The organism is Streptomyces sp. NBC_01314 (assembly GCF_041435215.1).
Classification (GTDB): domain Bacteria; phylum Actinomycetota; class Actinomycetes; order Streptomycetales; family Streptomycetaceae; genus Streptomyces.
The window spans coordinates 706006-720213 of sequence record NZ_CP108394.1; the positions used below are offsets into that span (position 1 = coordinate 706006).

At 69.6% G+C, this 14208-nt stretch carries 12 protein-coding genes and 2 pseudogenes; 9 read left to right on the forward strand and 5 right to left on the reverse strand.

What is annotated here, in order from left to right:
- The first annotated feature begins 591 nt into the window (after positions 1 to 591).
- The 7 genes and pseudogenes from OG622_RS03255 (at position 592) to OG622_RS03285 (ending at position 8002) form a co-directional block, all read left to right on the forward strand.
- Positions 592 to 774, forward strand: coding sequence for a hypothetical protein (locus OG622_RS03255; RefSeq protein ID WP_371573089.1), 183 nt, complete (start codon positions 592 to 594; stop codon positions 772 to 774).
- A gap of 111 nt (positions 775 to 885) precedes the next feature.
- A pseudogene (locus OG622_RS03260) lies at positions 886 to 972 on the forward strand (IS5/IS1182 family transposase); the annotation flags it as partial.
- An 859-nt stretch (positions 973 to 1831) separates the two neighbouring features.
- Complete coding sequence (locus OG622_RS03265; RefSeq protein WP_371573091.1) at positions 1832 to 4837, forward strand: amidohydrolase family protein; 3006 nt, start codon at positions 1832 to 1834, stop codon at positions 4835 to 4837.
- A gap of 108 nt (positions 4838 to 4945) precedes the next feature.
- Complete coding sequence (locus OG622_RS03270; protein WP_371573093.1) at positions 4946 to 5761, forward strand: oxidoreductase; 816 nt, start codon at positions 4946 to 4948, stop codon at positions 5759 to 5761.
- Positions 5762 to 5872: 111 nt separating this feature from the next.
- Positions 5873 to 6055, forward strand: coding sequence for a hypothetical protein (locus OG622_RS03275; protein WP_371573095.1), 183 nt, complete (start codon positions 5873 to 5875; stop codon positions 6053 to 6055).
- Positions 6056 to 6556: 501 nt separating this feature from the next.
- A complete protein-coding gene (locus OG622_RS03280; RefSeq protein WP_371584464.1) occupies positions 6557 to 6826 on the forward strand; it encodes a hypothetical protein in 270 nt (89 codons plus the stop codon).
- A gap of 54 nt (positions 6827 to 6880) precedes the next feature.
- Complete coding sequence (locus tag OG622_RS03285; RefSeq protein WP_371573097.1) at positions 6881 to 8002, forward strand: PP2C family protein-serine/threonine phosphatase; 1122 nt, start codon at positions 6881 to 6883, stop codon at positions 8000 to 8002.
- Positions 8003 to 8237: 235 nt separating this feature from the next.
- Here the strand turns inward: OG622_RS03285 and OG622_RS03290 are convergent.
- The 4 genes and pseudogenes from OG622_RS03290 to OG622_RS03305 all read right to left on the reverse strand — a co-directional run.
- Positions 8238 to 8426: pseudogene (locus tag OG622_RS03290) on the reverse strand (hypothetical protein); the annotation flags it as partial.
- Positions 8427 to 8475: 49 nt separating this feature from the next.
- Complete coding sequence (locus tag OG622_RS03295; RefSeq protein WP_371584465.1) at positions 8476 to 8649, reverse strand: hypothetical protein; 174 nt, start codon at positions 8647 to 8649, stop codon at positions 8476 to 8478.
- Between the two features lie 139 nt (positions 8650 to 8788).
- Positions 8789 to 9895, reverse strand: a complete 1107-nt coding sequence (locus tag OG622_RS03300; RefSeq protein WP_371573099.1) for a hypothetical protein — start codon at positions 9893 to 9895, stop codon at positions 8789 to 8791.
- Positions 9896 to 10231: 336 nt separating this feature from the next.
- Complete coding sequence (locus tag OG622_RS03305) at positions 10232 to 10858, reverse strand: class I SAM-dependent methyltransferase (protein WP_371573101.1); 627 nt, start codon at positions 10856 to 10858, stop codon at positions 10232 to 10234.
- 251 nt (positions 10859 to 11109) lie between these two features.
- On the opposite strand from OG622_RS03305, the gene OG622_RS03310 reads away from it, so the two are divergent.
- Together OG622_RS03310 and OG622_RS03315 are read left to right on the forward strand one after the other, a co-directional pair.
- A complete protein-coding gene (locus OG622_RS03310) occupies positions 11110 to 11535 on the forward strand; it encodes a pyridoxamine 5'-phosphate oxidase family protein (protein ID WP_371573103.1) in 426 nt (141 codons plus the stop codon).
- Between the two features lie 143 nt (positions 11536 to 11678).
- Positions 11679 to 12830 carry a hypothetical protein gene (locus tag OG622_RS03315; protein WP_371573105.1) on the forward strand — a complete coding sequence of 384 codons (1152 nt, stop codon included), beginning with the start codon at positions 11679 to 11681 and terminating at the stop codon, positions 12828 to 12830.
- Between the two features lie 83 nt (positions 12831 to 12913).
- Here the strand turns inward: OG622_RS03315 and OG622_RS03320 are convergent, their stop codons facing one another.
- Positions 12914 to 13792: an LLM class flavin-dependent oxidoreductase gene (locus OG622_RS03320; protein WP_371573106.1), complete on the reverse strand. Its 879-nt coding sequence runs from the start codon at positions 13790 to 13792 to the stop codon at positions 12914 to 12916.
- Positions 13793 to 14208 lie beyond the last annotated feature (416 nt).

Below are 14208 nucleotides of genomic sequence, written 5' to 3' on the forward strand. Positions count from 1 at the left end.
GTGCACGTCACACGGCGAGACAGCACAGCGAACGCGCCGACAACCGAGAAAGGTTGCCGACAGGTTGGCCGGAGAGTGGATGACGACGAGTCTGGCGCGCGGTACCAGCTGCCACAAGGTCGAACGGACGTGCTGTGCGTCCTACCGAAAACCTCCTCCGAACAGGCATGATGGACCTGACACTCACTCAAGTCCTGTCTGCCACCCCTTGCGTCGACTCAGTCACGGCATCCTGTGCGTCAGTGCCAGTTCCTGATCCCGGGTTTGAGTAGCTTTGGGGCCCAGGCTGCCGGGCGCCACGCCCGCGTCGGGTCGTCCTCGGCTTGCTACGGGCAGGTCAGTGTCGTGTGCAGGGCAGCTGGTTGGAGGATCCGGAACCGGGTGGGGAGGGTGCCTGCACCAGGACGGTGTCGCCCGGAACGTTGTCAGTGCGGCCACAGCCACGGCCACATCGCGACGGATGATGCGCGGGTGCCGCGGCGGCGGCGGAGATGCCGCGCCGGACAGGGCCCTCGGCCCTCACGCTGGCAGCCGCAGCCCGTGTTGCGAGCCGTGCGAGAACCCCGAAGAAGGCAGAAGGGACGGCGGCCCGTGACCCAGCCGAGCCGTGAAGAGATGCTCGCTCAGTCCGAGGCCGCGATTGCGCGGTTCAAGCGGGGCCTGCCCGTGGCCCGCGAGGTGACCACCACCGGGGAGCCGGCCGCGGTCCTCGCTCTGCTTCCGGCGGACATCCCGCTCGTCCTTGCCGGCCAGGTCGTGCCCGCTCGGATCTGAAGGACGGCGCCGACGTGGTTGAAACGATCGTCGCTCACCTCTCCGAGTACGCCGAGCCGGCCGCCCCGGACAACCACGAGGGACCGCATCCGGTGATGCCCGCCCCGTCGTGTTCTCGGCACCCTCGCCCCCACGCTCGCCGAAGCGATGAGGGCCGCATCGATGAAGTCGTATCTGATCCTGGACGGGACGCTCCTGTGAAACGGCGAGGTCAAAGGGTCTGCTGCCGCCGGAGCCACTCGCGATACCTCGTTTCATCCCCATCTGGTGACGTGCTGACGGATACGGTGACGGATCCGCTTCCAGGCCTCCCTCCATAGCATCGGACGTGATCAATCCACTCGCGCCCCACCGCAGGAGGATGACGTGGCGATTGCGATCCCCGAGGCCGGGAGCGCCGGCCGGACAGTGGCCGCGCCCCTTGACGACGCCGGCCGCGCGGCAAGGTCAGAGGCGCCGACCCGGCCGGCGCCGCTCTGGCCGCCTTCCACGTCGGCGAGGGCCGCGCCGACGACCCGTGTCAACGGAATGCGATGCGCATACCGGTAGCTCGGCATACCGGCGCCGGTCATCGCGAAAAGACAGGGGCCGTATCCCAGAGCGGAGGAGGACGGCCCCGCCGCGCGCCAACCCGTGGGGACGGGGATTGGCGCGCTGGACGGGCCCGGCGGCCGCTTCCCTGCCACGGGAGCGACCGCCGGGCCCAGTCACCGCACGGTACTTCCATGGAAAGAAAGAGGTGTCGGCAGGTGTCCGGCCGACGGAGAAAAGAGTGGCACAGCCACGCCCGCTCCGTCTGCCAGTCCACTGCCGATGCACTGATTGCTTGCGAGGATTGATGGATCAGCACGATGAATTGTCTCGTCTAGGCGCTCTGAGGGCCGGGTTGGGCGGGATGGCCGGCGCAGCCGTTTCGCTGCCTTCAGGACAAGCCTCGGCATCTTCTGTTTCCCCCTCTTCTGTTTCCCCCTCTTCTGTTTCCTCCTCCGCCAACGGTGCGGCTGCGCTTTCGGCACCGGCCAGGACTTATGAGTTCACCGCCGGCACCAATGCATTTGTGTCCGCTTCGCCCGTCGGCGGCCGGCTGATCGCCGCGGTGCAGGGTGCGTTGTGGTCTGTTCCGCGTGCGGGCGGGACGGCGACGGCGCTGACCTCGGCGGACCTGGAACCGACCCGTGCGGCCTGGTCGCCCGACGGTTCGCGGATCGCTGTCTGCGCGTATCAAGGGGGCGGGTTCCATGTGTGGACGATGGCGGCGGACGGTTCCGGTCTACGTCAACTGACATCCGGCCCCTGGGACGACCGGGGTGTGGCCTGGTCGCCCGACGGTTCGCGGATCGCGTTCTCGTCCGAGCGCGGCGGGGATCCGGTAGCCGGAAGTTCCTACGGCATCTGGACGGTGGATGTGCTGTCGGGTGAGTTGGCGCAGCTCACCGACGATGCGGAGGTGGAGGACTACGACCCGGCCTGGCACCCGGACGGCACCGTGCTGATGTTCGTCCGAGCCAAGGCGGGCGGCGGACGGACTCTGGCCTCTGTCCCGGCCGGGGGCGGGGATGTGTCGGTGGTACGTACGGTGGACGCGGGCACGCTGGTCGGTCCGGCGGTCGCCACGGACGGCCGGGTGGCCTACGTCCACGTGGGCGATTTCGCCGCGCCCTTCAATGCGGCGAGTTCCGTCCTCATGGTGGACGGCGAGGCCGTGACCGACGGTGAGGACGTCTCTCCGTTCCCGCCCTGCTGGACCCCGGACGGTGAGCTCTTCTATGTCGCCGACGGGCAGGTGAAGGTCCGGCGTCCGGGCACCGCACAGTCCGCGCCGGAACAGATCCCCTTCACGGCGTCACTGAGCCTCTCCCGGCCGGAGTACCGCCAAAAGCGCTACGACTTCGACTCGTTGGCCGACCGTGAGGTGCGGGGAATCCACCTCCCGGTGCTCTCTCCCGACGGGAAATCGGTTGCGTTCGCCGCACTCAACGCCCTGTGGGTGATGCCGATCGGAGATCGTCCCCGGAAGCTGGTGCAGGCGCACGCGTCCGCCTATGTGCAGATGCCGTCCTGGGCACCGGACGGAGAGAGCGTCCTGTTCTCCTGTGAAGGAGGCGCGGAGGGCAGCAGCCTGATCAGCGTCCACCGTCACTGGCTGGGCAGCGACCGCGCCGATGTGCTGGCAACCGGAGGCCGCCTGCACCCCGTGCTCTCCCCCGACGGCTCAAGACTCGCCTGCCACGACTCCACGGGCAACCTCCTCATCCGTGACCTGGCCACGGGAAGCGAGGAGACGCTCGTCGCGCCGCTCGGTGCCAACGGCCTGCCCGGTCCCCCGAGTTGGTCGCCCGACGGCAAGTACATCGCGTTCTGCGACCGCAACCAGCTCAACCCCCGGTTCCGCGAGGGATACAACGTCATCCGCGTCGTCGACACCGGTACCGGGCAGTGGACCGCCCATCAGCCCACACCGCACGCCTCCCTGTCCGACCGTGGTCACGGCGGCCCGGTATGGTCGCCGGACGGCTCGGCCATGGCGTTCATCATGGAGTCCGCCCTGTGGGTCATGCCGGTGCACCCCGACGGCGCACCCGCCGGTGATCCATCGCGCCTCACCGACGAGGCGGCCGACCACCCCTCCTGGTCGGGCGACTCCGGCAGCTTGCTCTACGAATCGAGCGGCCGGCTCAGGCTCATCGAACGCGACGGCACCGGCCGACGCACCATCCCCGTGCCGCTGCAGTACCGCCGCCGCCTGCCCGCCCGTTCCGACGTCACCAGAGTGCACGTCGGACGCCTGTGGGACGGGACCGGCGAGACGGTCCGTGAGGACGTCGACATCGTTGTCCGCGGCAACCGCATCGCTGCCGTCGAACCCCACCGCGCACGGGCAGCGGCGGGCGAGAAGCTGATCGACGCGTCCGGCTCCACCGTAATCCCGGGACTGTGGGACTCCCACATGCACCCGTGGCAGTACACGTACGGAGGTCGGCAGAACAGCCTCATGCTCGCCTACGGCATCACCAGCAGCGTCTCGCTCGGCGGTTTCGCCCACGAGGCGGTGCGTATCCGGGAGTCCGTGGCCGCGGGCAGCATGAACGGACCGCGCCTGTTCGCCACCGGGGAGCTGATCGACGGCAGTCGGGTCGCCTACAGCATGGGCAGGGCCCACCGGACCCAGGACGGCGTCAGGCGATCCCTGGAACGGGCGGTCGCGCTCGACTACGACTTCGTCAAGACCTACGTACGCGCACCCACCTGGATCATGCGGGAGGCCGTCCGAACCGCCCACGAGGAACTCGGGGTCCTCTCGGGAAGCCACTTCCTGTCACCAGGCGCAGCCGTCGGCCAGGACCTCACCAGTCATCTGCAGGCCACCGAGCGTTCCGAATACGGACACAGCCTCTCCCCGACCGGGCACGCCTACCAGGACGTCCACGAGATGTACCGGGGCGGCGAATTCAAGATCATTGTCACGCCGTTCATCGCTCTGGCGTTGCTCATGACGGACCCCTCACCGGCCAAGGACCCACGCGTCACCACACTCATGCCTCCTTGGGACACCGCTTTCGTCCAGGGAATCGCGGCGACCCCACTCAACGATGCCGCCACACGGGCCCTCGAGCAGGACGCGGCCGTCTTCCGGAAAATCGTCGCCGACGGCGGCACACTCGCCCTGGGCACCGATGCCCCTCTGACCCCCACCGGCCTCCAACTCCATCTCGGCCTCCGCGTCCTGCACCGCTCCGCCGGTCTGTCCGCCGCGGCAGCGCTGCGCACAGCCACTGCCATCCCCGCAGAACTGTTCGGAGTCGGTGACGACCTCGGAACCCTGGAACCAGGAAAGCTCGCCGACCTCGTGGCGATCGACGGCAACCCCTTCCAGGACTTCGATGATCTGATCCGTACCTCGTGGGTCATGCGCGACGGCGTTGTGCACCGCCAGGACGACCTGGTCGGCGCGTTCGCCACCAAGTCGGCTGAACAACGCACCGCAGACCACACCGACTGGCTCACCGTCAGCCGAGAGCTGCGCCGCGAACCCTGTTGTTCCCGGCACACCTTCGACGTCTAGGGCTGTCCGGCGGATCAGGTCGACCACTTGCCATTCGTCGCCCTCCCCCCCATAGCCTCACAACCCGTAAGCCAAACGATCGCAATCCAATGATTCAAGGAGTTCGTAATGGCGATAGCTCGGCCGGTGGCGCTCGTGACAGGGGCCTCATCGGGGATCGGCAAGGAGACGGCCCGCGCCTTCGTCGCGGCTGGTTACGAGGTGATCGGCACCGGCCGCAAGACCTCCGGACTCACCCCGCCCGCCGGTGTGACGTACCTCGATCTCGACGTGGCCAGTGACGACTCGGCCACCGCCGCGGTCGCAGAGGTGATCGACCGGTTCGGACGCATCGACGTCCTCGTCAACAACGCCGGTATGGGTTCAGCCGGCGCCGTCGAGGAGAACTCCCTCGCCCAGGCCCAGAGCATCTTCAACGTCAATGTCCTCGGCGTCATCCGTATGACCAAGGCCGTCCTGCCGCACATGCGTGCTCAGGGAAGCGGACGCATCATCAACCTCTCGTCCGTCCTCGGGATCACCCCCCAGCCCTTCATGGCCCTCTACGTCGCGACGAAGCACGCCATCGAGGGCTACTCCGAGTCGCTGGACCACGAGGTCCGCGAGCACGGCGTCCGGGTCCTCCTCGTCCAGCCCGCCCTCACCAGGACGGGCTTCGAGGCCAACGCCGCGCGGCCCGACACCCCGCTGCCTCTGTACGCGGAGCGGCGGCGCGTCTTCGACGAGAGCTTGGTGGCGGGGATAGAGAAGGGCGACGACCCCGCCGTCGTCGCCAAGGTGATCGTCGAGGCAGCCACCGACAAGAAGCCGAACCTGCGCTACACCGCCGGACCCGTGGCCTCACGCGTCAGCAAAGCCCGCCGCCTCGTCCCCGCCCGCGTCTTCGACCAGCAGATCCGCAAACTCAACCAGCTGCCCGGCTGACACCGACAGACTGGATCAAACCGGGCCAGGGCGCTGAGCGAAAGATCGAGTTCACCACCATGAGCGCCAAGTGGAAGAGAGCCCCCTTACGCGAAGGGAGAACACCTGCTGGTGGTCGTCATGGACCGCCCCGACGAGCCGGCCGACACCTTCCGCGCCGACGGGGCGGGCACGTCACGAACCCTGAAATCCGTGCGAAGCCGGATCGAGAAGGACCTGCCTGCGGCGGCAAAGACAGAGTGCCCCGCCTTCTGGCGCAACAGAGATGACAACGGCGGGCGGGGAGACAGCTGACGTTGGGGCGGCCTCACACCCCGCCCCGTCCGACGCAGGAGTTTCAGAACGACGCAAGAGCCTGCATGACCAGCACCGTCACCGTCCACAGCCGACCATGGCGGAGAAGAACCAGACGGCGCACCTGACCAGGTCTACAAGCAAACAAAGCCACCCGCGGCGCCGCGCGCCTTCTGCCGTCATGCCTGGGCAGGTGCGGGCCCGGGGCGAGCAGAAACCGCACCGGGCTCGTGCGCCGCCGTGCCCTGTACCTGTACCTGTACCTGTACGAGGCGATCCCCACCGGGCACCACCACGAACCGCGCAGTACGGGAATTGCGGGACGCCCTGGCCGCCTGACCAGCGTTCAGGGCGCGCCCTCGATGGTGACGGGGACCTCCAGCGGCACGGTCCATTCGCTGCCCTTGGACTTGGCGGTGATGCCCAGGCGTACCGGCGCGTTCGCGTAGTCACCTCAAGGCCCTGACCCTCCGCGGGTTCAAATCGTTCGCCTCGACCACCATGCTCCGGTTCGAGCCGGACATCACGTTTCGCGCGGTGCCGCCGATGACGACCTGGGCGCAGCCGGGGTGCTTGGTCGGCTTTGACATCTGCCGGCGTCTCGGCTTCGCCGACAACCTGTCCGAGGATCTCGCGGAGGGCGGCCTCAACCTCTTCCAGAAGCCTTGGGCGGCCCCGCCAGGGCCCCTGCCCAGGGCTGTGAGGCTGCTCGTCGGCGAGCGCCGCCTGGGTGAGGCGGAGTCCGGCGATCATGGCATCAAGCCGGCGTGAACATGCGTTCACGCCTGGCCCGATGACCGCTTTGTTGTAGTTACAATTCATTTCGTGCCTACTTTGAGGCGACAGCGACGCCGTCGTCCACACGGTGACCGATGGGACGCTGTCCGGCTGTCACCGGCGATCCTCACCATCCTCATCGGCGCGCTGGCGTTCGCGACACCGAGGGACATCGCCATCAGCCGCCTCCTGCCTGCCGCGCCCGCTCTGGCCGCCTCGATGTGGCCCGTGCTCCCCACGATCCTCCTGGGCGCGTTCTGCGCGCTGATCATGCTCGGCCTGAGCCTCGTCTACACCGACCTGGGGACTCCCTACACGGCGGCTGCAATCGCCGCCGTCACCCTGGCGGCGGCCTACGCGAGCCACGTCCGGCTCCGGCGGGAGGAGACCCTCCTCCAGATCCGACTCGTGGCCGACACTGCCCAGCAAGTCCTGCTGCGACCGTTGCCGAGCCGCCTCGGGGGCATCGAGATCGAATCGCTGTACGTCGCGGCCCAGGCCCAGGCCCGGATCGGCGGCGACTTCTACGAGGCGGCCGAGACACCTCACGGCGTCCGGCTGCTCCTGGGAGACGTACGGGGCAAGGGCCTCTCCGCAGTGGGGGCCGCCTCTGCGCTGATCAGCTGCTTCCGAGAGGCCGCGCACGACGAACCCGACCTGACGAGCGTCATCCAGCGCCTGGAGATCAGCATCGGCCGCCACAGCGCCGCCTACCCCTCCCAGGACCTCCCGGAGCGATTCGCCACCGCGCTGCTCGCCGAGATCCCGCGCGGCGGCGGCCACGTCAGGCTCCTCAACTGCGGGCACCCCCCGCCGCTGCTCGTGCACCAAGGCGAGATGCACGTCCTGGAGCCCAGCGAACCCTCGCCGCCTCTCAACCTCGCGGCACTCGTCAAAGACAACTACCGCACCGACACCGTGCCCTTCGCCCCGGGCGACCAGCTCCTGCTCTACACCGACGGCGTGACGGAGACCCGGGATCACGCCGGCGAGTTCTTCCCACTGCAGGACTGGATGCGACAGCAGAACCCGCTGTCACCCCACGGACTGCTCGACCGACTTCACCAGGACCTGCTCCGCTTCAGCGGCGGAAGGCTGGACGACGACATCGCGGCCCTCTCCGTGCGATACCCGAAGTCCCACCCCCTTGAGACGGGCAGCAGCACCTGATCTCACCCGGCTGGTCTCATGAGCGAGAGCGGGGTTCTGGCACAGATCTTGGGGAGCCGTCGCGGAGGTATACCTCGATGTCCGACAGGAAGCCGGGAGGTCCCCGACGAGCGCGTGGGCCCGCGTCGGCGCCGCCGACGTCGAGGCCGCCCGCGCCTGCACGGCGCCGAAGTCCAGCGCCCCGTCGCGCCAGATCACCAGCTCCCCGTCTATGCGGGCTATCACCCCTGTCTCGTCAACAGCCCCTGTCTGTCAGCGGATCATCGGCGTGAGTGGTTTCGAGGCGGTGTGCAAGGTGGAGCAGATCCGCCAGGTGCAGCACCCGTTCGTTGAATCCTGGGAGGGGGACATGGAGCGGCTGGGTCCAGCGGGCGGGGATTGCATCCAATCCGTAGTACGCCCCCGCGAGGCCTCCGGCCACCGCGGTGGCTTCGTACATCTCCGGGGACAGCGATTGTCGACGCGTTCGTGAGTCAGTCGGTGACGCGCGGGGCCGGGGCGAAGACGAACAGCGCCGGCGGGAAGGGCCGGTCCATGGACGGCCCGGCGTAGGTCTCCTGCCAGCGGCTGTGCGGGGCCAGGGCGGCGTTGGCCCGCCCGCTCGCGGGCGCGTTGCGGTAGGCGTGGTAGCGCTCCAGCTTGGCCACCACAACACGATTACGACGGTCAGCTTCTCGTCGTTCCGGCTTCGGACGTGCGTACGCCGCCGCAACCGCACGACGATGGACAGGTCGGGACGGGACGGCGGCGGCTGGCCTTGTATCAGCATGTCTGAATGTCGGCAGGCTAGAAGAGGCCGACGTACATGAACTGTGTGACGTTCGCAAGGATGTCGCGCAGCCACGGGCTGCGAACAGCCGACAGCCGGACCAGGGTGTGCTGGAACACCTCCCGGTCCACCCGGAACAGGTACCGGGGGCGCGGCGCGGGCGGGTCGTCGCGGAGGACGCCGTCAGGCATGACTCCCGACGCGGGGACGGGCAGATGCGGCTGGGAGAAGGCCAACCACAGCCACACCCCGAACGGCAGCGGCACCGGGTAGGCCGAGGCGACCGGGTCCACCGGGGCCCAGGTCTCCCCTGTCCGCGGATGGACCGGTACGAGGAGGATGTCGGCGTCCCTCTCGGGGGCGGGCAGCCCTGGTCCCGCCAGGACGGCGCCGCGCGCCGGTGGACCCGCGGGCAGCAGGGCGTCGAGGGCGCGTTGGAACATTTCCGTGATCAGGCCACCCGGAACGGTCACCGGTCGGCCCTCCGAGGCCACGAGCAGGTGGGCGAGCGCCCGGCCGGCTGCCGCCTCCCACTGCGGGCTCCATGACCACCACTGGTTCGGCCCCGACGGCGATCCCCACCTGGTGATCGGCTCGAACGGGGGCGTGCCCTTCGCCTCTGCCGTCAGCTCCGCCCAGGAGAGCGGTGCAGCGCCGACGGCGTCGACGCGGCGGCGACGCACGGCATTCGGGGCGAGCCACACCGCCTGCCAGAGCGAGCAGTCGTCGATCCTGCTCGCCACGGGCAGGCCGCACGCCTCGCAGGCCATGTTGGGGCCGTCGGCCCCGTCGAGACCGCAGCAGTAGCCGCCGCCCTTCTCCGGGATCAGCACGGTGCCGCGTGTGTCTCCGGGTGCGATGACGACCGCGCCGGGCTCGGCGTCGGACAGAGCGAAGACCGGCGCATGGATGCCGCGGGCCGCCGCCTCGTCCGGGTCGATTTCCTCCCACCTCCGCCACGGCGGCCCCCAGGGCTCCGGTTCCACGGCGTACGTGCCCGACTCCATGAGCACCGGGAGCTGTAGCCCGTTCCCGTACTTCTGATGGGCGTGGACCGGCAGGGCGACCTGGAACAGCGGAGCGGTCAGCCTGGCGCCACACCCCGCACATACGAAAACGAACAAATGTCCTCCACCTTGGGAAACAGTGGAATCGTCGCAGCACAGCGGCAGTCGGCCAACACGTTTTCCGACCGCCGCGAGTCCAGAGCGCCTTCCGACCGCCGCGAGTCCGGAGCGCCGTCGCTGCATGGAGCGACATCCAGCGCGAACGAGTACCGGAGATCGGCCACCCCGGCAGTGAGCGGCGGAAACGTCACGGCGACGTTCGAGGCTTGCAGATGCCCGCCCCGCTGGACCTGGGCCAGCCGCCTTCGACCGGCCGGTCGACATCATCGGGGAGAAGCTTCGCGGGGGCCTGCGGCTTCGGCAACCAGGCGGACTCGTCAGGCAGGCGCGGAATCAGGTGGCGGGGCGGGAGTGCACGCTGACGGCATAGCCGCAGCCTTGGTAGTAGGGATCGCCGCTCCAGGTCGCGTAGCGTTGCCGCAGGGTCAGTCCGGCCTGGGCGCACCAGTGGTCGAACTCCGTGAGGGTCAAAGGCGGTTCGGACAGCGGCAGGTGTGCCGCGTCCAGTCCCATACCCGTGACCAGCAGCCCGCCGGGACGCAGCACGGCGGCCAGTTGCCGGACGACGGCTGCTTCGGTGCCGGGGGCCAGCAGAGGGATGACGTTTCCGGCGGCGAGTGCCAGGTCGAAGCCCGGGTTCAGGCCGAGCGTGTCCAGGCGGGCCAGGTCGCCGAGAAGCCACTCCTGTGTGGGGGCGTTGCGGCGGGCGACGGCGAGCATCGAGGGGTCGACGTCCACGCCGGTGCACTGGTGGCCCAGTTCGGCGAGCCGGATCGCGATCCGACCGGTGCCGCAGCCGGCGTCGAGTAGCCGGGCGGCGGGCTCCAGCAGCGCGGCGCAGAAGGCCGCCTCGCCGTGGATGTCGTGACCGGATGCGGCGAGCCGCGCGAAACGCCGGGCGTATTCCTCTCCGCCTTGTCCGCCGGTCAGTTCCGCCCAACGGTCGCGTTGCCCGGTCATATGCGACGTGCCTTCCGGTCAGTCTCGCCCAGCAGGGGCGAGGGCGGTGCCATCGCATTTTACGCTCGTCCGAACAGGCCCGCGCACTCGCCGCCCCCGCGCCGACGAGCGTGGGCATCGGAATGCGCGGGCGCCAGTCCGTGTCACGGCCCGCTCGGCCTTCCATGAGGCTCCGGTCCTAGGTCGCAGGGCGGTAGGCAAGATGCGCGGGGCACCACAGGATTGGCGATGTGACAGCTCGTAGCTTCGATGTGGACAGGTTCCTGCGGCAGCCGCTCACCGCTCGCATTGCCACCAATGGGCCAACGGTGCGCCCGGTCTGGTTTCTGTGGGAGGACGGCGCATTCTGGGTACTGACGGGCCCGTGGGCCCGCCTGTTCGACCGCGTGAAGAACGACCCGAACGTCGCGCTCGTGGTCGACGAGTGCGATCTCGTGACGGGACGTGTGCAACAGGTCATCGCCCGGGGGAAGGCCGAGCTCGTACCGTTCGACGTGCCGAGAGGCCGACGTAAGCTCACCCGCTATCTGGGAGCGGACGAGGCTCTGTGGGATGCGCGGTTCGTGGGCTATCTGTACGACGACCCGAGCGATCGGGGCACGAGGTGGCTGCGTCTGACGCCCACCTCGCTCACGGTCCAGGACCTCAGCTACTCCCCCGCTCCATCCCTGGATTGACGGTCGGGCGAAGGGCGCCGACGGCAGTGTTCTCGGCCTCGCGGCACGGGCGGGAGGCCGGACCGGACCCCGGGTGATCTGCGTCGTGCCGCGGCGAGGATACTGGTATGCGCACGTGTGCCCCCTGCCTCCCCGATGGACTCATGCCGACTTCCCCCTCAGCCCGTCCCACGACTCCTCCCACGGTGTGGCCGGCTCGCGGCCGCCACGTCGGACCCGACGCGGAAGACGTACTCCGTCGCACCCTGCGGCAGCTCAAGGAAAGCCAGGTCATCGACGACTTCCTGGAGTTGCCCGACGCCGGGGGCGACTCACCGGAGCGGGTCTTCGAGGCCCGTTGGCGGGTTCCCGACGAGGTGACCGTACGCGCCCGGCTGAGCCTCGCGCCCGACCTGGGCGCCGGACGGGAGTGGACCCTGCTCGCGGAGGCGGAACAGCCGTGGGACCCGGCATGGCCGTCCCCCGTCACCCGGTTCTGGCCGGAGTACGGCGACTGGGACCACGACGCCGCCACAGGCGTGTCACTGAGCAGGATCAACACCCTGCCCGATGACGACAAGGACATACGGCGCCTGCTCAGGGGCTCCGGGCACGGCGGCTGGTGTGTCCACGTCGTCGTCCACGAGGCGATGACGACGGACGAGCGCGGTCGGCTGCCCCTGACACGATGGCTGCCGCCGGGCCTGCGTCACCGCGTCGTGGAACACCGGGCCGCGCCTCATCAGCTGCGGGTCGTGAACTGGGCGCTGCGGGAGTTCGACGTGGAGGTGCCGCGTGGCGGTGCTGCGGTGCTGCCCGGCGCCCCGGCCCCGTCCGGCTACGACGCCGAGGACTTCACCGTACGCACGGTGTTCCTGGACGGTTCGGAGCCGGCCGACCTCGTCGCGGCGGTGACGCGGTTCGCCGCCCTGGCACGGCCGCTGCCGGACGGTGCCGACGAAGCCCTGACCTCGCTGCGCAAGGACTGGCACCTCCTGACTGTCGAGGAGGACCTCGCCCGGGAACGGCAGCGGGTGGCCGTGTACGCCGAGGCCCTGAAGGCCATGACGGAGTCCCGGGATCTGTACCGGGAGGCGACCGAGCGCGCCCACGAGGCCCTCGCCGCCTACCGCGAGGCCGCCGAGGCCGCTCCCGCCGCGCAGCAGCCGTCCGGGGCGCCGACGACGTCCGCGTTCCAGCAGCTGACACGCACGCTGGAGCGCCTCAAGGACAGCGCCAAGACCCTGCGCCCCGCCGCCGCGAAGGCCCAGGGCGAGAAGGACACGGAAACCGGGCCGAGTAGCTCTGAGCACTAGCGTGCCTGTGCCGGGGACCGCTGGGAGTCGATCCCGACCATACGCAGAGTCGTGTGCCCGGATCGGCTAGGAGGCCTCAGACCTCAGACCGAGGGTGCGTGCCAGGCTCCGAGCACGGCCTCCAGTTGACCCAGCGGATCCTCGCCCACGAAGCGCAGGACGACCGTGTCCGCGCCGGCCGCCGCGAGTTCGCGGATGCCGTCGGCGGCTCGGGTGGCGTCGCCGGACACGGTGAAGACCTCTTCCTGGGGGCGGCCCAGCCAGGCGCCGTGCCCCTCGGTGTGGGGGTGGAGGGTGCGGGCCACCTCTTCGGGGTCGTCGCCGACGCACGCGAAGGCGAAGACGGTCAGGGTGTGGTCGCCGGTGGCGCCCTTGGCGGTCAGCTCGCGGATGTGTTCCAGATCGCGCGGACCGTGGCCCTCGGCGACCAGCGTGCCGTCGGCGACCCGGCCGGACAGTTCGAGGGAGCGGGGACGCACCACGCCCGCGACGACCGGCGGGACCTCGGCCGGAGGATGCACCAACTTGACTCCGTCCAGCTGTACTTCGCGCCCCGTCACGGTGACTCTCTCACCGCGCAGCAGCGCGCGCACGGAAGTGATCGTCTCCTCCAGCAGGGCCAGCGGGGAGCGGGGTGCGACGCCGACCTGGGCCATCCACTCCCGCACGCCGTGCCCGATGCCGGCCACCAGCCGGCCGGGGAACACCCGGGCCAGCGTGGCCAGTTCCATCGCCAGCAACGCGGGGCTGCGTAGTGGGGCCGGGGCGATGCCGATGCCCACCCGCAGGCGGTGTGTCGCGCCCAGGGCCACGGCCGCCGCAGACACGCCGCCGTTCCAGCCGAGGTCCTCCACCACCCACAGGTCGTTCACGCCGAGCGCCTCGGCCCGTCGCGCGAAGTCGGGCAGCCCTTCCGGGTCCCAGTCGCGGTCGTGCATCACACCGATCCGTACGTTTGTCATGCGGGGGAACCTACGCGGCGGACAACGAGCGGATCAACGACATATTCGGCCTGGCGTACGCCGACCAGGTGCCCGACGATGACGCGAACCTCGGGCACACGTTCAGCGGCAGCGGCCAAAAACGAACGGGCCCCGGGATGCGAGCGTTGTCGAGACGGGACCTCACCATGATGGATGCCGCATGCCGTGCATCGTCACCGCTCTTCGCCTCTCCCCCCACGGGCCTGGGGCCCCGCCGACGACGCAAAGCTCGTCACCGCCGCCCAACTACGCGACGTCAGCGAATGGTTGACGCAAACGGGGGCACTGGCGGCCGGGCGACCTGGAGATCCTGATCGGCCCGGGCGACGGCCGATGGACGCTGCTACGACGTCACCTGCCTCAGCTATTTCCCCGACTTCCCCTACTCCCCACCG